The organism is Caldimonas brevitalea (genome assembly GCF_001017435.1).
GTDB classification, from domain to species: domain Bacteria; phylum Pseudomonadota; class Gammaproteobacteria; order Burkholderiales; family Burkholderiaceae_C; genus Caldimonas; species Caldimonas brevitalea.
On the sequence record NZ_CP011371.1, the window covers coordinates 3,218,389 to 3,238,871 of the forward strand.

Annotated in this window: 19 protein-coding genes; 8 read left to right on the top strand and 11 right to left on the bottom strand. The window is 68.3% G+C overall.

The window, feature by feature from the left end; genetic code table 11:
* Nucleotides 1-21: 21 nt before the first annotated feature.
* The 8 genes from cysK to AAW51_RS13910 form a co-directional block, all read right to left on the bottom strand.
* Entirely contained in the window at nucleotides 22-939 is a 918-nt protein-coding gene (gene cysK, locus AAW51_RS13875) for a cysteine synthase A (RefSeq protein WP_047195082.1), read from the bottom strand.
* 132 nt (nucleotides 940-1,071) lie between these two features.
* The gene (locus AAW51_RS13880; protein ID WP_047195083.1) at nucleotides 1,072-4,194 is read right to left on the bottom strand and encodes a pilus assembly protein; all 3,123 of its coding nucleotides are present in this window, start codon (nucleotides 4,192-4,194) and stop codon (nucleotides 1,072-1,074) included.
* Between the two features lie 55 nt (nucleotides 4,195-4,249).
* Nucleotides 4,250-4,759, bottom strand: coding sequence for a pilus assembly PilX family protein (locus tag AAW51_RS13885; protein ID WP_047195084.1), 510 nt, complete (start codon nucleotides 4,757-4,759; stop codon nucleotides 4,250-4,252).
* Complete coding sequence (locus tag AAW51_RS13890; protein ID WP_047197801.1) at nucleotides 4,756-5,748, bottom strand: PilW family protein; 993 nt, start codon at nucleotides 5,746-5,748, stop codon at nucleotides 4,756-4,758. Before AAW51_RS13890 ends, AAW51_RS13885 begins: the two co-directional genes overlap by 4 nt.
* 93 nt (nucleotides 5,749-5,841) lie before the next feature.
* Complete coding sequence (pilV, locus tag AAW51_RS13895) at nucleotides 5,842-6,387, bottom strand: type IV pilus modification protein PilV (RefSeq protein WP_083438285.1); 546 nt, start codon at nucleotides 6,385-6,387, stop codon at nucleotides 5,842-5,844.
* Nucleotides 6,384-6,869, bottom strand: coding sequence for a GspH/FimT family pseudopilin (locus AAW51_RS13900; RefSeq protein WP_047195086.1), 486 nt, complete (start codon nucleotides 6,867-6,869; stop codon nucleotides 6,384-6,386). The genes pilV and AAW51_RS13900 overlap by 4 nt, the downstream gene beginning before the upstream one ends.
* Nucleotides 6,870-6,881: 12 nt before the next feature.
* The gene (locus AAW51_RS13905; RefSeq protein WP_047195087.1) at nucleotides 6,882-7,283 is read right to left on the bottom strand and encodes a type IV pilin protein; all 402 of its coding nucleotides are present in this window, start codon (nucleotides 7,281-7,283) and stop codon (nucleotides 6,882-6,884) included.
* A 248-nt stretch (nucleotides 7,284-7,531) separates the two neighbouring features.
* Nucleotides 7,532-8,740, bottom strand: coding sequence for a DUF4382 domain-containing protein (locus AAW51_RS13910; RefSeq protein WP_047195088.1), 1,209 nt, complete (start codon nucleotides 8,738-8,740; stop codon nucleotides 7,532-7,534).
* Nucleotides 8,741-8,935: 195 nt separating this feature from the next.
* Here AAW51_RS13910 and AAW51_RS13915 point away from each other — a divergent pair, with 195 nt between their 5' ends.
* The 3 genes from AAW51_RS13915 to AAW51_RS13925 all read left to right on the top strand — a co-directional run bounded on the left by AAW51_RS13915 (nucleotide 8,936) and on the right by AAW51_RS13925 (nucleotide 10,864).
* Nucleotides 8,936-9,229, top strand: a complete 294-nt coding sequence (locus AAW51_RS13915; RefSeq protein WP_157359884.1) for a hypothetical protein — start codon at nucleotides 8,936-8,938, stop codon at nucleotides 9,227-9,229.
* Between the two features lie 15 nt (nucleotides 9,230-9,244).
* On the top strand, nucleotides 9,245-10,018 hold the full coding sequence (locus AAW51_RS28145; RefSeq protein ID WP_053013561.1) for a hypothetical protein: 774 nt from the start codon (nucleotides 9,245-9,247) through the stop codon (nucleotides 10,016-10,018).
* 96 nt (nucleotides 10,019-10,114) lie between these two features.
* Nucleotides 10,115-10,864 carry a YoaK family protein gene (locus AAW51_RS13925; protein ID WP_047195090.1) on the top strand — a complete coding sequence of 250 codons (750 nt, stop codon included), beginning with the start codon at nucleotides 10,115-10,117 and terminating at the stop codon, nucleotides 10,862-10,864.
* A gap of 33 nt (nucleotides 10,865-10,897) precedes the next feature.
* Here the strand turns inward: AAW51_RS13925 and AAW51_RS13930 are convergent, their stop codons facing one another.
* The gene (locus AAW51_RS13930) at nucleotides 10,898-11,662 is read right to left on the bottom strand and encodes a Crp/Fnr family transcriptional regulator (RefSeq protein WP_047195091.1); all 765 of its coding nucleotides are present in this window, start codon (nucleotides 11,660-11,662) and stop codon (nucleotides 10,898-10,900) included.
* A 245-nt stretch (nucleotides 11,663-11,907) separates the two neighbouring features.
* Between AAW51_RS13930 and AAW51_RS13935 the strand changes: the two genes are divergently transcribed.
* The 4 genes from AAW51_RS13935 (at nucleotide 11,908) to AAW51_RS13950 (ending at nucleotide 17,346) form a co-directional block, all read left to right on the top strand.
* Nucleotides 11,908-12,645 carry a winged helix-turn-helix domain-containing protein gene (locus tag AAW51_RS13935; protein ID WP_047195092.1) on the top strand — a complete coding sequence of 246 codons (738 nt, stop codon included), beginning with the start codon at nucleotides 11,908-11,910 and terminating at the stop codon, nucleotides 12,643-12,645.
* Nucleotides 12,646-12,649: 4 nt separating this feature from the next.
* Complete coding sequence (locus AAW51_RS13940; protein ID WP_047195093.1) at nucleotides 12,650-14,728, top strand: PAS domain S-box protein; 2,079 nt, start codon at nucleotides 12,650-12,652, stop codon at nucleotides 14,726-14,728.
* 105 nt (nucleotides 14,729-14,833) lie between these two features.
* Nucleotides 14,834-15,652, top strand: a complete 819-nt coding sequence (locus AAW51_RS13945; protein WP_047195094.1) for a Rossmann-fold NAD(P)-binding domain-containing protein — start codon at nucleotides 14,834-14,836, stop codon at nucleotides 15,650-15,652.
* Nucleotides 15,649-17,346, top strand: a complete 1,698-nt coding sequence (locus AAW51_RS13950) for a L,D-transpeptidase family protein (RefSeq protein WP_169788026.1) — start codon at nucleotides 15,649-15,651, stop codon at nucleotides 17,344-17,346. Before AAW51_RS13945 ends, AAW51_RS13950 begins: the two co-directional genes overlap by 4 nt.
* Before the next feature lie 25 nt (nucleotides 17,347-17,371).
* On the opposite strand, the gene AAW51_RS13955 is transcribed toward AAW51_RS13950, so the two are convergent.
* Complete coding sequence (locus AAW51_RS13955; RefSeq protein WP_047195095.1) at nucleotides 17,372-18,277, bottom strand: SDR family oxidoreductase; 906 nt, start codon at nucleotides 18,275-18,277, stop codon at nucleotides 17,372-17,374.
* Nucleotides 18,278-18,460: 183 nt separating this feature from the next.
* Here AAW51_RS13955 and AAW51_RS13960 point away from each other — a divergent pair, with 183 nt between their 5' ends.
* Entirely contained in the window at nucleotides 18,461-19,285 is an 825-nt protein-coding gene (locus tag AAW51_RS13960) for a universal stress protein (protein WP_047195096.1), read from the top strand.
* A 70-nt stretch (nucleotides 19,286-19,355) separates the two neighbouring features.
* On the opposite strand, the gene AAW51_RS13965 is transcribed toward AAW51_RS13960, so the two are convergent.
* Nucleotides 19,356-20,192 carry a Crp/Fnr family transcriptional regulator gene (locus tag AAW51_RS13965; RefSeq protein WP_053013563.1) on the bottom strand — a complete coding sequence of 279 codons (837 nt, stop codon included), beginning with the start codon at nucleotides 20,190-20,192 and terminating at the stop codon, nucleotides 19,356-19,358.
* Nucleotides 20,193-20,483: the final 291 nt, after the last annotated feature.

Genomic DNA, 20,483 nt, shown 5'->3' on the forward strand with positions numbered 1-20,483 from the left:
CGGGAGCCGCCCCCGTGCGGCTCAGGTGGGCAAGAACCCCTCGACCGTCAGGTAGCGTTCGCCGGTGTCGTAGTTGAACCCGAGCACCCTGGCACCGCTGGGCAGCTGCGGCAAGGTTTGTGCGATCGCGGCCAGCGTCGCGCCGGATGAAATGCCCACCAGCAGGCCTTCCTCTCGGGCCGACCGACGTGCCATCTCGCGCGCGGCTTCTGCCTCGACCTGCACCACACCGTCGAGCAGATGTGTATCGAGGTTGCGGGGGATGAAGCCGGCGCCGATCCCCTGGATCGGATGCGGTGCCGGGCTGCCGCCGGAGATCACCGGCGACGCGCTCGGCTCCACCGCCAAGACTTTGAGGCGCGGCCAGGCTTGCTTGAGCACCCGGGCGCAACCGGTGATGTGGCCGCCGGTGCCGACGCCCGTGATCAACACATCCAGGCCCTCGGGAAAGTCCTGCAGGATTTCCTGCGCGGTGGCGCGCATGTGGATGTCGATGTTGGCCGGGTTTTCGAACTGCTGCGGCATCCAGGCGTCCGGCGTGCTCTCGCACAGCTCCTGCGCCCGCGCGATGGCGCCTTTCATGCCTTTCTCGCGCGGCGTCAGCTCGAAGGTGGCGCCATAGGCCAGCATCAGACGCCGGCGCTCGACCGACATGCTGTCGGGCATCACGAGGATCAGCCGGTAGCCTTTGACGGCGGCCACCATCGCGAGGCCGATGCCGGTGTTGCCCGAGGTCGGCTCGATGATGGTGCCGCCGGGGCGCAGCGCGCCGGAGCGTTCGGCGTCTTCGACCATCGCGAGCGCGATGCGGTCCTTGATCGAGCCGCCGGGGTTGGCGCGTTCGGATTTGATCCACACCTCGTGGCCGGCGCCGAAGAGGCGGTTGAGGCGGATGTGCGGCGTGTTGCCGATGCTTTGCAGGACGTTGTCGAATCTCATCCCGGTCTCCTGTCGTGTGGTCAGCCTGGAATCATGGCACACGACGGCGGGATGAGATTCGAGGGGCAGCCACGGTGGGGCGCCGGTGCGAGCGGGGGCAGCGGCCCACCGGGGACCGCCGCCCGCCCCAGATCAGCGCGGGCTGTCGATGTGCCAGTAGCGGCGCTTGCGCGGGCCGAGGCCGGGCACCTTGAGATTGCGGCTCTCGATCGGCGAGATGTCCTGGCCTTCGCCGCCCGCGGAGATCACGAACGGCACCTGGTCGATCTTGTTGGTGCTGCTGTTCAAGACGTTCACGATACCGCCGACGGGGCTGGGCGGGAACCCGCCGCCATTGAACGTCGAGACGCCCGGCGTGCCGCACACCAACGGCATTGCATAGCCGCGGGCCAGGCCCAGGTTGCCGCAGCTGTTGCCGCTCGGCGGGGTGGGCTTGTTGGTGTTGAAGAACGTCTGCCCCGCCAGCGTGGTCGCGCCGCTGATCACCTTTTCACCCGGCTCGAGCTCGAGATAACAACCGGCCGGGTTGCTGCTTTCGTTGAAGCTGGGCTGGGAGGACAGGCCGCCGGCGGTGACGGTTTGGTAACCGGTGGGCATGCCGGGCTGGAAGTTGCGGTCCAACACCACATAGAAGCGGTCGGAACTGGTGGTCAGCCACGGTTTTTCGCGGTCGCCGGAGCCTGCCATCACCGCGATGGCGCGCTGGTAGTTCACCGTCACCGGCACCAGGTCCGGACCGAAGAACATCTTGCCGCCGAGCGCGGCGAGCTTGTACATCGTCCAGGCCTTGCCCGTGTTGCCGCCGTCCGCGTCGGGCGTGAAGTCGACCCGGTAGATGTTGCCGCGCAGGTCGGTGAAGTAACCGCGGTCGGCCAGGCGGTCGCGGTCGGTGTCGATCACGGCCACGGCACCGGTGACCGGCCCGTCGATGCCGTCGGTGAAGGTCTGGACTTCAGCCCCTGTCACCGCGTCGAGCGCGATCATCGCCTTGCCCACTGTCGGGGCGGGGCAGGTGCCGGATTCGCAGTCTTCCGAGGCGGGATCGTAGCCGCCGCCCATCAGCAGCACCGGGCGCGCACGCCCCTTCAACCGGACCACCCGCATCTCCGACCAGGTCTGGCCCATCGCCGGGATGTGCGCGTTCGACTTCTTCCACAAGAACTTGGGCTGCGTCGGATTGCTGACGTCGAAGGCATAGACGAACTGGCCCCCCCGGCGCATCGTGGCGTACATGTAGACCGCGCCCGTGCTGCCCGACACGGCGGGGTCCGCGGCTTGCCGGTAGATCGTGACCGGCCCGTCGACGAAATAGTCGCGCGGTTGGGCCGTCGAGTTGGACGTGGCTGTGTGCCGGTAGCGAACCTCCGGTGCGTTGTCACGCTGGCGGCGCAGCTTGCCAAAGAACTCGCTCGGCACGAATGCCCACAGCTCGTCGCCCGCTCCGGCGCCTTCCTGGTGCCCGCGTACGGCCTTGAGCAAGCCGTCGTTGGTGCCGTAGAACAACACCACCCCGTGGTCCTTGTAGTTCACGACCGCCGGGCGCGAGTGCAGCACGTCGGCGTGCACGCTGGGGCGCACCGTCACCTTGCCGCCCGGGCCCTTCTCGTCACCGCGGTTGTCTTCGCCGCGGATCCACCGGATCAGCGCCGTTCGCTTGTCGTCGGTGTCGACACCGAGATCGTCCCGCGTGATGCCGCTGTTGGCCTGGCTGAACAGCGTGTCGGGGTTGTCGTACAGATTCACCCGATCCTTCTCGCACCCGATGCAGGTGTAGACCTTGCGGTTGTCCTGGCTGGTGGCGTAGACGGTGCGCAAGCGTTGGGCGTGACCGCCCTTGGCGACGACGGGACCGTCGGGGCTGTCGCTCGAGCTGCTGCTCGGGTCGCCCAGCCGGTCGTTGACCCAGAAATTGCTGGGCTCCGTCCAGAACGAAATGGCCGTCGCATTGACATACTCGCTGCCCGCGGCGATGGCGTCGTGTTTATCTTTATCGACCAACTTCAGGATGCGGCCGTCATAGGCAAACTGGTATTGCTTCAGGTTGCCCATCCAGCGCGGCCGGCCTTCCGTGTCGGGCTTGAAGACGCCGAGGAACACCTGGTTTTCGAAGGTGCCCTGGGTGTTCACGCTGACCGGGAGGTTGGCCGCCGAGAAGACGCTGTTGACCGATTTGATGTTGTTGAGGATGTCCTGGAGACTCTTGGCCAACTCGTTGACATCGGTCGCGACGTACGAACCGCCTTTGCCCGCGTCGCCGATGCCCTTCATGTAGTTGACGAACTTCTTCTCGCTGGTCGTCGGAGTTTTCGACACCACGGCAATGGTGTAGGTGATGATGCCCTGGCGTAGTTCCTTGCTGCTGACGTCGGCGCTGGCCAGGAAGCGGGCGGTCTCGTCGGCCCAGTTGTTCTGGTCACTCGTCGACACGTCGGCGGTCGGATAGGGAATCTGAGTCACGTCCCCACCCAGCAGCGCCATCTGGTCGCGGATGTCGCTTTCCGTGCTCTGCGGGCTGCCATTGCCGAGCAGGATCACGAAATTGGCGGCGCAGGTGGCGGCGGCCGGGCTCTTGTAGGTGCCGTCCACGTTGAACGCCGCCTTGTCGTAGCGTATGCGAGCGGTGTTCTTCTGGGATGTCCCGAGGTACGGCTTCTTGCCCATGTACCAGTGATACGCCTCCCACAACGCGCGCGCCATGTCGGCGTTGCTGCCCTGGTCCGCCGCTTCGGCGTTGGAGATGTTCTTGATGACTTCCTTGAGCTTTTGCTTGTTGGGGAGGTCGCGCTTGCTCGGGTCGTTCGGGACATCGATGCCATGGGCGAGCGTGACATTCCGATCGACCAGGTTGTTGACGTCGACGAAGGTGACCCGGGGATACCCGCCGTCAGCGTTCGGCGAGTTCATGAACATGATGCCGAGACGGTACAAGGCCTCGCCGTCTGGCCCCGTCGGCAGACTGTCGATGACGTTGTACAGCGCGCACTTCTCGATCGCGATCTTTTTGCCCTGCTCTTTGGCGGGCGGCGCTTCCGCCGGCGAGGTGTTGTTGTAGGGGCAATCCTCCACGTCCAACGTCGCCGACCAGTTGGCCGAATTGTCCAGAATCAACAGCACGTTGGGGATCTCGCCCGGCTGCTTCTTCAAAGAGAAGAGGTCGATGTCTTCCGCCCCGGCGGGCCCGTTCAAGCCGAGGCCCAACAGTGCGGCGCCGACGAGCGTCTTCCACCTGGCAAAGTGACGCAGTTGCTTGTTCATCCCTCTCTCCTCCATCGGTACGGCCATCAATCTGTTTGTCGCTGAGCTGCGCTGCTTATTGGCGAGGCGGGCACTCCGCCGGCGGCGTCACGTCGGGGTGCGCTATACCCTGGTTGACGGCGACGGTTGTGCCCGTGGTGATGTCGGTCACCTCGGCGCGGACGTTCCAGTCGGTTTCGACGCAACCGGTGTTCTCGTACATGCTGCCGTCCTGCGCCGTCCCCTGAGACGACGAGCAGCCGTTGCCACCGACCGGCAAGGTGCGGATGCAGCGCAGCTGCAGCTGGGCGCGGTAGTCGGCGTTACCGTCGCCGTTCAGGTCGACGTCAACGGGGCTGGAGGCCACCCGGGCCGTTTGCTTGGCGAACAAGTTGTTGCTCAAGGTCTCTTCGACCGCGATGGTGGCCGCGTGCAAGGCCTCCTGCCGCATCTGCATGTTCCCGGTGACCTGCACGTTGGTGGTGCTGGCGCGGAACATGGACAGCGAAAAAACGGTGATCAACAGCAAAAAGATCATCACGGTGATCAGGACCACGCCCTGTTCCGCGCGACGGGGCGATTTCATGGCGTTTCCCTCATGCCCGAAATGTTCTGGATCCGAACCTGGCTGGCGTAGACGCGCCGCTTGTAGCCGTCCTCGAACGCGGGGATCTGGCCGCGAGGGCCCATGTCGTAGGTGATATCGGCCGGATCCTTGTAGCCGCGGGTGGCGACCACCGTGCGCGACATCAGAAACACGCGCACTGCCACGGCGTTGGCCCAGGCATCGCTCGGTGCCGCTGCTCCCAGCGCGGACGAGAACACGTCCGGAGTGCCGGGAGGCGGCACGCCGGGACCGGTACCCGCCGGATCGTCGAACCCATATTCGAATTGCAGGTCATCGATGCCGTCGGCGAGCGACCGAAGCTGCCAGGCACCATCGACGAGTTCGGCACGCTTGAGGGTCGGCAGGTTGTCGCTGGGATCGCACCGGCCGCAGGCGGCGACATAGTAGATGCGCTGCAGATAGCGCTGCGCAAAATTGCGACCGGTGCAGGCGGTGCCGTCGAACGCACGCCGCAGCGTGAAGTCGGCCGGTTGGTCGCTGAACACGAACCGCTTAGGGTCCTCGTAGCAGAAGGAGGTCTGCAGGTGGAAATTGTTCGCGGTGACGGCGGCGTCCAGATCTTCCACCGGTGTCGGATCAAGCCGGCGCACGACCACGGCGGCCGTGCCGGCCTTGCGGTTGGGCAGGCAGGCCAAGTCGGTATTCGGGGCGATGCCCTGCACGCCCGGCGGCAAGGTCCACGGATCGTCCTTGAAGCCGAGGTCGGCCTTGGCCGTGGCACAGGGGTCGGGGGCTGGCGTGTCGTAGGCATACTCGTAGCCCGCGCCCTGCGGCAGCGGACCGAAATAGCCAGCCATCTCGATGTCCTCGCGCAGCAGGTCCATCGCGTAGCGGCCGTTTTCGATCTGTCGGCTGGTCTTGTCGAGTTCAGTCTTGGAGCGCGCGGCGTTGACGTACATGGTCAGCAGAAAGCCGACGATGAACAGGCTGATCGTCAGCGCCACCATCAGCTCGACCAGCGTCATGCCGTGGGAGCGGCGGCGCGCGGTGGTGCCGCGGCGCGGAGGGAAGGCGGTGGGGGTGTAGGGCATGGTGGGGTGTCAGCCTGCCAGGTTGCCGAAGCGCACCACGGCCGTGACGGCGCGGCGCAAGGCGGGTTGGGCTTGGAAATCCGCTTGGGCGCAGGTGGCCACCGGAGCCGCCAGCGGCGCACTGCCGCGCCAGACCACAGTGACCCGCACTTCCCTGCCAGGCAGACCGGTCGACGTCATGGCAGGGGTGGTGATGCACGCGCGCGCGCCGGGCAGCAGGCGTGTCAACATGTCGTTCCACTCGCATAGGTCGCGCGCGGCGAGCTGGGCGCCGTCGCAGTCTCCGGGCGGTGTCGCGGTTCCGAAGGCGGACGACACATAGGCCACCGACTGGGTGCGGTTGGCATTCAGCCGTTGCACCATGTCCTCGAGCACCATCAGGGCCTGCGCGCGGTCGTAGGACTCGGCCTCGGCGCTGTAGGCCCGGCTTTGCAATGCGATCAGAGCACCGAGGCCGATGGCCGAGATGACGAGGCTGATCAGCACCTCGATCATCGACGCGCCGCGTTCGGCGCGCCGGGAGCGGGGGCTGCGGCACGGAAGGTGGTGGTTCATGAGCAACTGCCCTTGACCGAAGCGGCGCGGCCGGTGGTGTCGAACTGGATGCAACTGCCTTCGTCTTCGCTCTGGCTGGCGCCGCGCACCGAGAAACGGAGGTCGCGGTCTGCCACCAGGCGGCCGTCACGGTCGAAGGCGATGGTGCCGGGGGCATCGTGGAACTGGACGGTGGCCGCGAGCGCGTTGTGCTGCGACAGCACTGTGCTGCCGGTGACCACCTGCACGCTCCAGCCGCTGCTCCACCCCCCTTCGGCCGGCGTGATGGTGATGATCTCGCCATCCCCGCCGCGTTTGGTGGCCTCGCTGCGCGCGAGCAGCAGGTCCGTCACCAGATCGAAAGCCGCCGTGCGGACGCGCTGCGCCTCGATCATCCGACTGAAGGACGGGGCCGACAGCGCGGTGACGATGGCGATCACCGACACGACGGTGAGCAGCTCGACCAGCGTGAAGCCGGCTTGGCGGTGTGCAGCGGTTTGCATGACGACTTCACCTCACCAGCAGTCGGCAGGGGCCTTGGTGGCCGTTTCGTCGATCGTCAAGGCGCCGCAGTGGTCGTGGGCTTGTGCCCCCTTGGGAGTCAAGGTGGCACGAAAGCTCGGCGGCACAGTGGCGGTGCCGGCGACGGCGACCACGTCCAAGTCGTAAGACCGCCCCACGTCGCCTGGCAGCGCAACGCCAAGATCGGCAAGGTTGGCGTAGCGCCGGGCGTCGATAAAAATCTGCTTCTGGCGCGACAGTACGTCGAGCAGCACGGCCTGCGCGGCCGACCGGCGCGACTTGCGGACCTGCTCTTGATAAGCGGGGTAAGCCACGGCAGCGAGGATCGAGACCACCGCGACGGCGATCAACAGCTCGATCAAGGTGAAGCCCAAGGGGCGGCGTTGGTGTGTCATGACAGGTCGGATCGGAAGGCGTGAGTCAGTGTAGTTACAGAAAGGAACAACGTCCCACGATTCCGTCACGGGTTCGGTCTTGACGAAGAGGCAATTTAGAGGTTGAGCTGTTTGCGTGACGCGGGTCACGCGCGCCACGTCAGGGTTAACACGGACGTTTCCGCCGAGCTATCGCAAGCGGTCGTCTGGACAGGGTGGGAGGCCGCCACCCTGTCAGCCCTGCGATGCTCGGCTTCGGGTTCGACCGCTTAGGGGGCGAAGGTGAACGACGCGGTCGCGTTCGCGTTCGCGGCCGAGACGTCGACGGCTGCGGTCTGCGGCGCCTTGCCGGTGACCAGCGCTTCCACCGTGTACTTGCCGGCGGCGGCGGCGTCGGGCGCGAAGGTCAGCGCGGTCGCCGTGGCGCTGTAAGCGGCTTTGACCGGGGCCCCGGTGGCCAGCGTGAATGAATACGCGCCGGTGTCGGCGTCGGCCGGGACGCCCGCCAGTTCGATCTGCGTGCCGCCCACTGTCTGCAGCGCCCGCAGCGTGGCGTCCACGCCCGTGGTGCCGCTGGTCACCGTGCCCGAGACGGTACGTGAGCCGCTCACCGGCGGATCGATCGGCGCGGTGCTGGGATTGACGGTCGTCAGCGAGGCCTGGGAGACCGGCACACCGGTCATCACGGCGGTGACGCGGCCTTCGGCGGTGATCACGAGGTCGTAGTTTCCGGCGGGGACCGGCGACAGGACGAACTTGCCCTGTGCATCCGGCACCGTCGCGCGTGCCACCACGCCTTCTTGCTGCAGCGACACCGAGGCTGTCGGCGCCAGACCGGCGCTGACATAACCGTGCACGGCCAGCCCGGTGGTGCCGGTCGCGCCCGGCAGGAGGGACAGCACCGGCTTCAGGTTGTAGCGCCCCGAGTTGCCACGACGCACGACCGATTTGCATGCGTCGAAATCGAGCACGTAGTCGGCGGTCTCGCCGGCCGCCACGTCCATCTGGGCCTTCAGTTTCAGGCCGCTCTGTTGGGCGCTCGGCGTGTCGAGGGCGACTTCCTCACCGCCGGTGGGCACGACAGAGTTGGCGAACGGGTTGCCGGGGCTGTTCGCGGCGAGCACCAGGCGGATCTGACGGTAGGTGCCGGCCGGCAGGTCGGCACTGCCGAGTTCTTCGAGCGCGCCGTTGGTCAGGTCGAGCAGGTTGACCCGTTTGGCAGGGCTCAGCACGATTTTTTCCCAACCCTGGTCGCCTTCCGGCGCCGAGTCGCTCAGATGAACCTCGACCCGTTCGATGGAGACGTTCACCTCGTCGTAGCCGCAGGCCGGCGCGTCGGTCAGCGCCAAACGCATCGTGCCCTCACGGTCGGCCGTGGAGCCGCTGCTGCCGGTGCCACTCCCGCCGCCGCCGCACGCCGCAAGCAGTGCGCTGGTCGCAACCGCGCCCAAACGCCCGATTTTGAAAAGTTTTCTCATCTCCATCCTCCAAATGACTGTCTGTCGTCAGGGTGCCAGCGAAAGCTTGGGCGACACAACGTGGGAAATAATGCCATTTCACCCGCCCAGTGTATGAGGGAATATTTCACATGTAACGAGAACGCTGACAAACGGTTGTTTTTCGGCCACCCGGCGGCGTGGCCAGGTCGGCGGGGTCTGAATCACGAGTTGAGGATGAAGGACGGGCCGTCAGTCGGCCCGAACGGCAGGCGCGCCCTGCTGGCTCTTACCGTGACGGCGCCGGGGCGCCTATGGCATATTCGCCTCACGATGAAAGCGCTGAAGAGCCCTCTGGCGAAACAACTCCTGGCGGATGCGCAGGCCAAACATGAGCTGCGCACCTACTTGGCCGACAAGGCCTCGGTCCCGGAGCGTGTCGCCGCCGCCGGCAGCCCCCAGGTGATCGAACTGCGGTCGCCGCACGGCACGCTCAGGCTGCAGCCGGTCGCCGTCCCCAAGGCCGCCTGAGCGGCGCTTGCGGCGATGAACCTCGCGCTGCCCGCGCTGATCGCGTTTGTGGTCTTCCTGCCCGGTTTCGTGGTCCGGTCGCGCTTCAAACGTGTCGAACGTGTGTCGCTCGACTACTCACCGTTCGGCCAGGTCGCGACCGAGGCAGTCCTATGGGCCGCGATGCTGCATGCCGCATGGCTGTGCGTCAGCGCCTGGCTGCTGGAGCGGCCGTTGCGTGCCGACGTCTTCCTGAAGCTGCTGTCCTCCGACGGGCCGAGTCAAGCGTGGGCGGTCGACGCCGTGGCAGCCGATGTGTTGTATGTCGTCGCGTATTTCGCGAGTCTGCTGGTGGTCGCCTATCTCGCGCCAGCGATCGCCCGCCGTCTGATCGTCCGGTTCAGTCTGGACCGGGCCGAAGGCCGTTGGAGTGGCTTGTTCCGATTCCACCAGGCCCCCTGGTACTACCTCTTGACCGGCGCCGACTTCACCGAGAACGACAAGCCTGACTTCATTTCCGTGTCCGCGGTCGTCAACGTGGCGGGTCAGGCCATGCTCTACACCGGCATCCTCGACGAGTTTTTCGTCGCACCCGACGGCAGCCTGGACCGCCTGGTGCTGCAGGAGGTGATGCGCCGGCCGCTGCAGGCCGACAAGTCACACCAGCCGTCGGCCGACGGCAGCGCAGAGGAGCCCCGCTTCTACCCCGTGGACGGCGACTACTTCGTGCTGCGCTACAGCGAGGCGATCACGCTCAACGTCGAGTACATCAAGCTGGTGCCGTCGGGTGCGGGCGGCGCAGCAGGCTGACGGCTGGCGGGTTCGGCGGGCCGCCCTCCCCGGGTCGGGCGTTTACCATCCCGGCTCCGCGGTTCTTGCACCGTGCCGTTCGCGCCGGTTGCCGCCATGCCTACACAGTTCCTGCGTCGACTCACTGGCCGCGAGCGCACCGTGGCCGCCAACCGGCAACTGGGCGCGGTGCTCGCCTTCGTGGCCGGCGGCATCAATGCCGGTGGCTTCCTGGCGGTCCACCGTTACACCTCGCACGTCACCGGGGTGGTGTCGGCGGTTGCCGACCACCTGGTGCTCGGCCAATTGCAACTCGCCCTTGCCGGCCTGACGCTGCTCGCCACCTTCATGCTCGGCGCCACCGCCACCGCCTTGTTGGCGAACTGGGCGCGACGGCGCCGCATGCACAGTGAATATGCGCTGTCGCTGATGCTGGAGGCGGTGCTGTTGTTGGTGTTCGGGCTGCTCGGCAGCCGGGTCGACGCCACCGGCGACGGCCTCATGCCGGCCACCGTGCTGCTGCTGAGTTTTGTGATGGGGCTGCAAAACGCGGTGGTCACCAAGCTGTCGCGGGCGGAGATCCGCACCACCCACATGACCGGCATCGTCACCGACCTCGGCATCGAACTGGGCCGCGCCCTGTACTGGAACCGCACCCGCGCCTACACCGAACGCCAGCCAGTGCGGGCCAACCGCGAGCGGCTGGCCTTGCACACCCTGATCCTGTCGATGTTCCTCAGCGGAGGGTGCGTGGGCGCCCTCGCTTTCAATTCGATGGGGTTTGGCGCGGCAGTCCCGTTTGCGGTGCTGCTGTGCGTGATGGCGGCGCTGCCGGTGCTCGACGACCTGCGCGCACGCCGGGTCTGACACGCCCCTGGCGGCCGGCCCTCCCCGATCGCTTTACTGCAGCGTTTCGCCGGCCGGCGTCAGGCTGCGCTGGACGAAGGCGGACAACGCGGCGACGTCGGGAATCTGCACGTCGCGGCGGCCCCGCTCGCTGAACTGGATCACCTTGTCACGCGCCAGCCGCGACATCGCCCGGCTGACGGTTTCGAGCTTCATGCCGAGGTAGTTGCCGATCTCGGCACGGGTCAGCCGCAGCGTGATCTGGTCGGTGCGCAGGCCGCGCTGCGCCAGCGATTCGGCCCAATAGCGCAGGAAATCGGCCACCCGGGCGTCGGCCGACAGCGTGCACAGCGACAGCAGCGACTCACGATCGCGCGAAATCTCGCGGCTCATCGCCTCGTGCAGCAGGCTCAGCAGTTCGGGGTGCTGCGCACAGGCCTCGAACAGGGCCTGGTAGCGGAACGACCACACCTCGCCGGTGTCCATCGCCACCGCGTCGCAGCCGTACTGGCCGGCGGCGATGCCGTCGAAACCCAGCCAGTCGCCCTTGAAATGGAAGCCGACCACCTGTTCGCGGCCGTCGGCGGCCGAGTTGATGATCTTGAAGATGCCGGAATGGACCACGTGGAGGCAGCCGAAGGCGTCGCCAGCCTGATAGATCTTGTCGCCGGCGTGCACGACACGACGCTGGATCGGCAGCTTGTCCTGCAAGGTGTGCAGAGCGTCGGCGATACGGCGGCTGGCCTGCTGGTTGTCACGCCATCCTTGCGCGGCGGCGGGCATTTGCGGGGCACGGGCAGCGGTGGCGGTGGTCAGCATGTTCCAGGTCCTTTCGGCGGCCCCTCTCCGGGGCGCAGTGCTTGTTTTCGATGGGTGGAAGCTTAAAAACCGACCGACAACCGCCTGCCAACCGTTCTTATCACTCGGTAACACTGCGTGAACCGTATGTGTCAACGGCGGGCGTCCCCCGCCTACCCCGACTGGACCGGGCGCCGTCGCGCTGCCCGGACACCCCCGTGTTTTCTCCCCTTTCGCGGCTTCGGTACCATCACCGGGTGAATGCAGTGAATACCCATCTGGCCGTCCTCGACGACGAAGCCGACATCACCCTGCTGCTGGCCGGCTACCTCAAAGGCCACGGTTTCCGTGTCACCCAGCTCCACAACGGACGCTCCCTGATGGAGTTGATGGCGACCGACCCGCCGGCGTTGGTGCTGCTCGATCTCGGCCTGCCCGGCGAAGACGGTTTTGCGATTGCCCGTCAGTTGCGCGAGCACTGGCGGTGCGGGCTGGTCATCGTGACCGGGCGCGGCGACGCGGTCGACAAGGTGGTGGGGCTGGAAATCGGTGCCGACGACTACGTCACCAAACCGTTCGACCTGCGCGAATTGCTGGCGCGCATCAAGGCCGTCCTGCGGCGCCTGGAGCCCGCCACCGCTCCCCCTGTCGCGGCGCCCCCTGCGGCTGCCGCGGCGCCGGCGCGACGCAAGCTGCGCTTCGTCGGCTGGCAGCTCGACCCCGCCGCGCGCACCTTGCACAGCCCGGAGGGCCAAGAAGTGGCGTTGACGACCGGGGAGTTCGACCTGCTCAGTGCGTTCACGCAGGCGCCCGGGCGGGTGTTGTCGCGCGACTACCTGCTGGAACAGACGCGCGGCCGCGAGGCCGGGCCGTTCGACCGCACCATCGACGTCCAGGTGGGCCGGCTGCGCAAAAAGCTCGAATCGAACCCGGAAGACCCGCACATCATCAAGTCGGTGCGAGGCGCCGGCTACATCTTCGTCCCGCCGATCGAGGCGGTCTGATCGCATGTCGCACCACTTTCCCTCGCTGCCCGGCTTCGACGACCGGACCGTCTTCCGCACGCTGTTCTCGGCCTACCCCGATGCGCTGCTCCTGGTCGATGCCCAGGGCGACATCGTGCTGGCCAACCCCGCGGCCTGCGAGCTGCTGGGCTACCGTGCCGACGAACTGCTGGGGCTGGGTGTCGACGTCCTCGTGCCCGACAGCATCCGCCCGCGCCATGCGGCCTACCGGGCCGCTTACGGCAAGGCGCCGCGGCCGCGCCCGATGGGGACCCAGACCGAGCTGGTCGCCAAGCGGCGCGATGGCACCGAAGTGATGGTCGAGATCGCCCTCAGCCCGCTGCAGGAGCACGGCCTGCCCTACGTCGTGGCGGCGATCCGCGGCATCGGCGACTATCCGCGCGTGCGCCAGGCACTGCAGCGGGCGCGCTACAGCGAGCATGTGGCGCAGTTCGGCCGCCTGGCGGTCGACGAACGCGACCCGCAGGTGCTGCTGGCGCAGGTGCCCCGGGTGGCCGCGGAGGCGCTGCAGACCGAAATGGCGGCGGTGTTCCTGCTGGAGCCGAACGGTTTGGAGTTTCGGGTCGCCGGGGCGTTGGCGCCACTGCCCGGCGAGTCGGCGGGCGACCTCATCCCCAACCGGCCCGACACGCCGGCCGGCTATGTGCTGTCGTTCGGCCGTCCGGTGGTGGTGGAGAACTACCGCGACGAGCGCCGTTTCGTCACGCCCGACGCCTATCTGACCGCGGGACTGACCTCGGCGGCAGCCGTGCCGCTGTCGGACCGTGGGCGCAGCATCGGCGTGCTGACGGTCCGCTCGCGTGCGGCGCAAACCTTCGGCGACGACGAGCTCCGATTCCTCGAGTCGCTCTCCAACCTGCTCGCCACCAGCTTGCAGCGGGCCCAGAGCGAAGAGGCGCTGAATCACTCGCAGCGCCTGGAAAGCGTCGGCCAGTTGACCGGCGGCATTGCACACGACTTCAACAACCTGCTGACCGTCATTTCCGGCAACCTGCAGGTGCTCGAACAGCTGCCGCTGGTCGAGCAGGACGATTTCGCCCCGCAGCTGGTGGCGGCCGCGATGCGCGCCACCAAGCGCGGCGCCGAATTGACGGGCAAGCTGCTGGCCTTTTCGCGGCGCCAGGTGCTGCAGCCGACCCAGGTGGACACCGGCGCGCTGATCGATTCGCTGGCCGACATGCTGCGGCGCACGCTGGACCAGCGCATCCAGATCGACGTGCAGATCGACACCCCGGCGCCGGTGTGCCTCGCCGACCCGGGCCAGCTCGAATCGGCCTTGCTCAACATTGCGATCAACGCGCGCGATGCGATGCCCGACGGCGGGCGCCTGACCTTCTCTTGCCGTTCGATGCTGGCGCTGCCCCCGGCGCTGCACGGCGAGGTGAGCGAGGACGAGACGTCGGTCGACGGTTTCGTCGCCATCGCCATCACCGACACCGGCAGCGGCATGCCGGAAGCGGTGAAGGAACATGCGTTCGAGCCCTTCTTCACGACCAAGGAGGCCGGCCGCGGCACCGGCCTCGGGCTGGCCACGGTGTACGGTTTCGCCAAGCAGTCGCGCGGCGCGGTGTCGCTCGACAGCACGCTGGGCGTCGGCACCACGGTGACGCTGTACCTGCCGGGGCTGGCCGAAGCCGGCGCCAGCCATGACCTCGAGGTCGACGCGCAAGGCAGCGTGCCACCCGGCCTGCGCGTGCTGCTGGTGGAGGACGACGCCGAGGTGCGCGTCGTCGTGCACCGATTCCTGGTGTCGCTCGGCTGCCACGTCACCGCCTGTCTCAACGGCGAAGAGGCGCTGGTCGCGCTCGGGCCGCAGGCGCCCTTCGACCTGCTGTTGACCGACATCGCCCTCGGCGCCGGCATGCGCGGTACCGAGCTGGCGCGGGAAGCCCAGCAGCGCTTTCCGGCCTTGCGGGTGTTGCTGATGTCCGGTTTCGCCAGTGGCCTGCTCGCCACTCCGCCGCCGTGGGAGCTGCTGCGCAAGCCCTATACACGCGGCGAACTGGCCGCCGCGATCGTGCGCGTGATGTCGGAGGCCGCGGGCCCGACCGCGGCTCCGTAACACTGCGTGAACCGCCGGTGTCAGGACGGCATCAACACGTCACGGCGCCCGCCGCTTTGACGCGCATCAAATCGAGGGCAGCCGCGGCTCGATAGTCTTGAGCCCGTGCCGTACTCCAACCCTGTCCTCCCCCACCGCAAGCTCTGGTCCGTCGAAAGCCTCGCGCCCGACGACGTCTTGCAGCTGCTCGAAACCGCCCGCCGCCTGAAGCAGGCGGCTCGAGCCGGCCGTCCGTCCGTGCCGCTGCGCGGCCGCAACCTGGCCTTGTGGTCGGCCGACCCCGCCGGCTCGCGCGGCGACGTCGTCCACGACGCCGCACTCGAACTCGGCGCTCAGGTTGCCCGCCTGCATCCCGGCCACGCCGCCATGAGCAGCCACGACGAGGTGCATCACACGGCCCAGATGCTGGGCCGGCTCTACGACGCGCTGGACTGCGAAGGCCTGCCGAGCGAGATGGTGCGGCTGGTCGACCGGGGCGCCGGGGTGCCGGTCTATAACGGGCTCGGCTCCGACGAGCACCCGGTCCGGGTGCTGGCCGAATTGATGGGGCTGCAGGAGCGCACCGGCAAGCCGCTCGGGCAGCTGCGCGTGGCCCTGGTCGGGGACCCGCGGCGCCCGTGTGCCGACGCCTTGTTGCAGATCGCCGCGATGACCGGGCTCGACGTGCGTTTCGTGGCACCGCGTGCGCAATGGCCCGAGCCGGTGCGGCTCGAGCAGGCGCAGCGCCTGGCCGGCGCTCGCGGCCTGCGGTTGCAGCTGATCGAATCGCTGCAGCAGGCGAGCGACGAGGCGGACATCGTCGTCGATGCAACCGACCCCCTGCGCTGGCGCACCGAGGCACCCGCCGCCGGGGCCGACGAGCGCGAACACGCCGACAACCGCCGCTACACGCTGCAGGCCCTGCTGCTGTGCACGCTGTCGTGAGCCGCTGGCGGAACAGCGCCGCGGTCGTCCTCCTGGCGCTGGTGTCGCTGGCGCCCGCGGGCGCCGCCGACCCATCGGCCGTCCGCCCCATGCCCGGCGCGACCGGCGCCACTGACGCGCTGTCCGCGGCGATCGTCGCGCGGCTGCATGCCGGCGCCTTCGAGGCGCCTGCGAGCCGGGCCGAGCAGCAGGAATTGCAGCGCCTTTACCCACCCGGCCGCAACGCCGCACGCTGGCTGGATGCCGGCGGGCGGCCCGGCCCCCAGGCACAAGCAGCCCTGGCGCTGCTGACCACGGCCGACCGTGAGGGCTTGGTGCCCGCCGACTACCACGCCGAGGCCCTCGCACAAAGCGCCGCACGGCTTGCCGGCGCGGGCGGGCCGGCACCGGACGAAGCCGCCGCCTGGGAACTGGGCCTGAGCCTGGGCGTGTTGCGCTACCTGCGCCATCTCCACGTCGGGCGGGTGGACCCGTCCGCGGTGCGCTTTCGCCTGCCGGTGCGCGACCACCACCACGATTTCGCCGCGCTGCTGGACGAGGCCCTGCAGGGGCACCGGCTGACGGCACTCGTCACCGGCCTGACCCCGCCGTTCGGCCAATACCGCGCGCTGCGCGAAGAGCTGGCCCGGTACCGAGGGCTGGCCGCGTCACCGCCGCCGGCCGCTTTGCAGACCGTGCCCGCCCTGGCGGCAGGGCAGCGGCATGCCGTCGTGCCGGCGCTGCGCGAACGCCTGCGCATGCTGGGCGACCTGCCCGCGCACGAGGCGGTCGACCCGCAGTCGGACCACTACGACGCCCCGCTCGCCGAGGCGGTGCGGCGCTTCCAGTTGCGCCACGGCCTGGGTGTGGATGGCGTGCTCGGCCGGTCCACCCAGGAAACGTTGAACGTGCCGCTGGCACGACGCGTGCGCCAGATCGAGTTGGCGATGGAGCGTTTGCGCTGGTTGCCGCACCCCGACGGCCGCCCCTTCATCGCCATCAACATTCCGATGTTCCGCCTGTGGGCCTGGTCGGCCGGCGGACCCGATGCCGAGCCGGCGCTGAACATGCGGGTGGTGGTCGGGCGTGCGCTCGACACCCAGACGCCCGTGTTCACCGAAGAGATGCGCTACCTCGTCTTCAGGCCCTACTGGAACGTGCCGTCCTCGATCGTGCGGCAGGAGATCCTGCCGGCTCTCGAGCGCGACCCGGGCTACCTGGACCGGCACGAGATGGAGCTGGTCGCGGGTGCCAGCGACGACGCGCCCGCGGTGGCCGCCACGCCGGCCCATCTCGCGCTGCTGCGCCAGGGTGGGTTGCGGCTGCGGCAACGCCCCGGGCCGCGCAACGCCCTCGGCGCGGTGAAGTTCATCTTCCCCAACGCCCACAACGTCTACCTGCACGGCACCCCTGCCTTGTCCTGGTTCGAGCGCAGCCGTCGCGATGCCAGCCACGGTTGCGTGCGTCTGGAGGACCCGCTGGCGCTGGCGCAGTGGGTGTTGAGGGACCAGCCGCAGTGGACCCGCGAGCGCATCGAGGCTGCCGCCGCCGGCAAGGCCTCACTGCGGGTCGACCTGCCGCAACCGCTGCGCGTGATGTTGTTCTACGTGACCGCGGCCGTGGTGCCGGGTGAAGGTGTGGTCCACTTCGTTGCCGACGTGTACGGTCACGACCGGCGACTCGAAGCGCTGTTGGCGCGGCCGCCGGCACGCTGAGTCGCGCTGCGCGCGCCGACGGCCTTCAGTGGCGGGTCGCGCCGCCCTGGCCGTGCACCTGGCCCCGGTGACCGGCGCGGTACAGCGTGCCTTCCGGGTCGCGCGGCGGTTCGTCGTATTGCTGGCGTTCCGCCTGCCGGGCCGACATCTTGTCGCCCAGCGCCGGCGCGACCTTCGCGGCGAGCACGTTGAGGCGCGCCATCGACCCGACCTTGACGTCCCGACCACCGTCGACCGCGGCCTTGAGGATCGCCTTGGCCACGTCTTCGGGGTCGATCTGCGGCGTCGGCAGCTTGGGCTCGCGGTCCATGTAATTCCGCGCATTCTGCGGAAACGGCGTGTCGACGGCGGTCGGCTGGATCAGCGTGATGCTGACCGGCGCTTTCTCGATCTCCTCGACCTCCACGCGCAAGGCGTCGGTGAAGCCCTTCACCGCGTGCTTGGACGCGCTGTACATGCCTTGCAGCGGCACCACCGCGTCCGACACTTCGCTGCCGACGTTGATCAGGGCCCCGCCGCTTTGCCGCAGGTGCGGCAGCGCCACCAGCGAGCCGTTCACCACACCCCAGAAATTGGTGTCGAACAAGCGCCGGCAGTCGGCTTCGGGCACGTCTTCCAGGCGCCCGTAAATGCTGACGCCCGCGTCGTTCACCCAGGTGTCGATGCGCCCGAAGCGCAGCACCGCCGCATCGGCCACCCGCTGCACTTCGGCGCGATGGCCGACATCGGCCACCACCGGCAGGGCCTCGCAGCGACCGCCGGCCGACAGTTCATTGGCAATCGCCTGCAAGGTGTCGCCACTGCGCGCGACCAGCACCAGCCGGGCACCTTCGCGCGCCGCGGCTTGGGCAGTCGCCAGGCCGATGCCGCTAGAGGCCCCGGTGATGACGATGACTTGTTGGCTCAGGGCCTGATGCTGGACATGCGACATGGCGGTCTCCCGGAAGTGTTCAGAGCTTGAGGGACGGGCAACGCCTGTACCCGATGCCGGGCGTCGGAAAGGTGACGAGGCTCAAGTGACGCCGACGCCGACGGCGCACAGTCGCCCGGTGGAAGTCAGACGCCGCCGCGGCCGCGACGCATCGGCCGCATGGGGGTCCAACCGGAGCAACCCATGGACTATCGAACCATCCTCGTTCACCTCGACGACAGCGTGCGGTCCGCCGTGCGGGGTCGGCTCGCCGCCAAACTGGCGCTGCAGCATGAAGCCCATCTGATCGGGTTGGCGCCGAGCGGGCTCGTCAACCTGCCCGGCCAGGCCGGCGCCGATTTCATGCACCTGTCGTTGAAACAGCTGCGCGAGCGAGCGCAGGCCGTTGCCGAAGGCTTTCGGCAGCAGGCGACCGGCTTCGGCGTGGCCTCCTGTGAAGCCAGGGCGCTGGAAGCGGACCCCTTGCCCGCCACCGTGATGCAGGGCCGCTGCAGCGACCTGGTGGTGGTGGGGCAGAGCGGCCCCGGGCGAATCGACCAGCCGATCCCGCGCGACTTTCCGCAGCTCGTGTTGTTGCACGTCGGCCGACCGGTGCTGATCGTGCCCAATGTCGGCGAATGGAGTTCGGTCGCGCGCCGGGTCCTCGTCGCCTGGAATCCCAGCCGGGAATGTGCACGTGCCCTGCATGACGCGCTACCGCTGCTGCGGCGCGCCGAGCAGGTGCATCTGCTGTTCCTCGACCGACCTCAGGACGAGCACGACGCCGGGCGCTTGCAGTTCGAGCAGGTGCGTCCCGCGCTCGAACGTCATGGCGTCACGCTGCAGGCGCGGGTGGTGCTGACGCAGGTGGACGCGGGCAATGCCTTGCTCGCCGAGGCCGCCGACCTGGGCGCCGATTTGCTGGTGATGGGCGGCTATGGTCACTCGCGGCTGGCCGAGTTCGTGCTCGGCGGCACCACCCGGACCGTGTTGAAGCAAATGAATCTGCCGGTGCTGATGTCGCACTGACAGTGCCGCCGCGATGATGCTGCCCACCGTCCGTCCGCCACCCCTTCGGCGTCGATGCCGGCGCCCCGACTCAGGCCGGGCCGTTGGACGCCGAGGGCGCCGCGCGTGGGACGCGGCCGCGCGGGTCGGCGGCCTTCCAGGGCCGGGCCGGTGCCTGGGGCCTTTCCCATGGCGCGGCGGGTTCGTGGCCTTTGCGCGTGTAGCGCTGGAATTGCGCCAGGGCGGGCGCGTCGAGGATTTCCACGTCGCGGTGCGAAACGCGGATGTAGCCCCAGTCGGCCAGCGCCGACAGCGAGCGGCTCACCGTCTCGTGTGCGATGCCCAAATGGCTGGCGATGTCGCGCCGGCTCATGCGCAGCGACACGCGGTGCGACGAAAAACCCAGCGCGGCCTGTCGACCCGTCATCTGCAACAGAAACCTGGCCACCCGCACTTCGGCGCCCACCGCGGCCATCACCTGCAGTACGGCGTTCTTGCGCTGCAGTTCCCGGCTGGCGGCGCGCAGCAGCAAATCCTGCAAGGCGGTACTGCCCCGCTCGACGCCGGCGACATCACGCCAGGGCAGCACGGCCACCACCGAGTCCTCCAGCGCCACCGCCGAGGCCAGGTAGCGGCCGGTGCCGTATCCGTCCAGGCCGATGCTGTCGCCGCGCAGCGCAAAGGCCTGCACCAGCTCGTAGCCATCCTGGTCGGTCTGCACGCACTTGAAGGTGCCAGCGCCGACGAAATAGAGGTTTTCGAAGGGCGCGCCTTCGTGCACCAAGTGGCCGCCGGCCCGCACCCGGCGGGTTGGAAACAGCAAGGCATCGCCACTGCAGACCGGCCCCGCTGCCCCCAACCAGCGGCACAGGTCGCCGACCGAACAGCGCACGCCCGCCGGCAGCACCGGGTCGGAAGAATGTTCCATGGTTCTCCTTCACGAGGTGGCAGCGCGGCGACTGCCCGAGCCGAGAGCATCGGCCGCGCGCCCTGATCCGGATATCAGGGAACGCTGCGATGACACGTCAGCATTGCCTTTGCTGTTTCGGATTTTTCTGACAATCGGTTCAGGCACTGCCTATGGCCGCCTCGGAGCGGCACGGCAGGCCGACCGCCCCTTGCGGGAACATTGCATGCCTGCCCAGTTGTCGCTACCTTTACCGGGACCTTGGGGCGTTCGCTCTCAGTGCCATGCAGTGCCGGCACCTTGCAGCGCCGC

Bases quoted from the DNA above. Each gene is read 5' to 3' on its own strand.
- cysK (WP_047195082.1), bottom strand. From the start codon at position 939: ATGAGATTCGACAACGTCCTGCAAAGCATCGGCAACACGCCGCACATC.
- AAW51_RS13880 (WP_047195083.1), bottom strand. From the start codon at position 4,194: ATGAACAAGCAACTGCGTCACTTTGCCAGGTGGAAGACGCTCGTCGGC.
- AAW51_RS13885 (WP_047195084.1), bottom strand. From the start codon at position 4,759: ATGAAATCGCCCCGTCGCGCGGAACAGGGCGTGGTCCTGATCACCGTG.
- AAW51_RS13890 (WP_047197801.1), bottom strand. From the start codon at position 5,748: ATGGTGGCGCTGACGATCAGCCTGTTCATCGTCGGCTTTCTGCTGACC.
- pilV (WP_083438285.1), bottom strand. From the start codon at position 6,387: ATGAACCACCACCTTCCGTGCCGCAGCCCCCGCTCCCGGCGCGCCGAA.
- AAW51_RS13900 (WP_047195086.1), bottom strand. From the start codon at position 6,869: ATGCAAACCGCTGCACACCGCCAAGCCGGCTTCACGCTGGTCGAGCTG.
- AAW51_RS13905 (WP_047195087.1), bottom strand. From the start codon at position 7,283: ATGACACACCAACGCCGCCCCTTGGGCTTCACCTTGATCGAGCTGTTG.
- AAW51_RS13910 (WP_047195088.1), bottom strand. From the start codon at position 8,740: ATGAGAAAACTTTTCAAAATCGGGCGTTTGGGCGCGGTTGCGACCAGC.
- AAW51_RS13915 (WP_157359884.1), top strand. From the start codon at position 8,936: ATGAAGGACGGGCCGTCAGTCGGCCCGAACGGCAGGCGCGCCCTGCTG.
- AAW51_RS28145 (WP_053013561.1), top strand. From the start codon at position 9,245: ATGAACCTCGCGCTGCCCGCGCTGATCGCGTTTGTGGTCTTCCTGCCC.
- AAW51_RS13925 (WP_047195090.1), top strand. From the start codon at position 10,115: ATGCCTACACAGTTCCTGCGTCGACTCACTGGCCGCGAGCGCACCGTG.
- AAW51_RS13930 (WP_047195091.1), bottom strand. From the start codon at position 11,662: ATGCTGACCACCGCCACCGCTGCCCGTGCCCCGCAAATGCCCGCCGCC.
- AAW51_RS13940 (WP_047195093.1), top strand. From the start codon at position 12,650: ATGTCGCACCACTTTCCCTCGCTGCCCGGCTTCGACGACCGGACCGTC.
- AAW51_RS13955 (WP_047195095.1), bottom strand. From the start codon at position 18,277: ATGTCGCATGTCCAGCATCAGGCCCTGAGCCAACAAGTCATCGTCATC.
- AAW51_RS13960 (WP_047195096.1), top strand. From the start codon at position 18,461: ATGGACTATCGAACCATCCTCGTTCACCTCGACGACAGCGTGCGGTCC.
- AAW51_RS13965 (WP_053013563.1), bottom strand. From the start codon at position 20,192: ATGGAACATTCTTCCGACCCGGTGCTGCCGGCGGGCGTGCGCTGTTCG.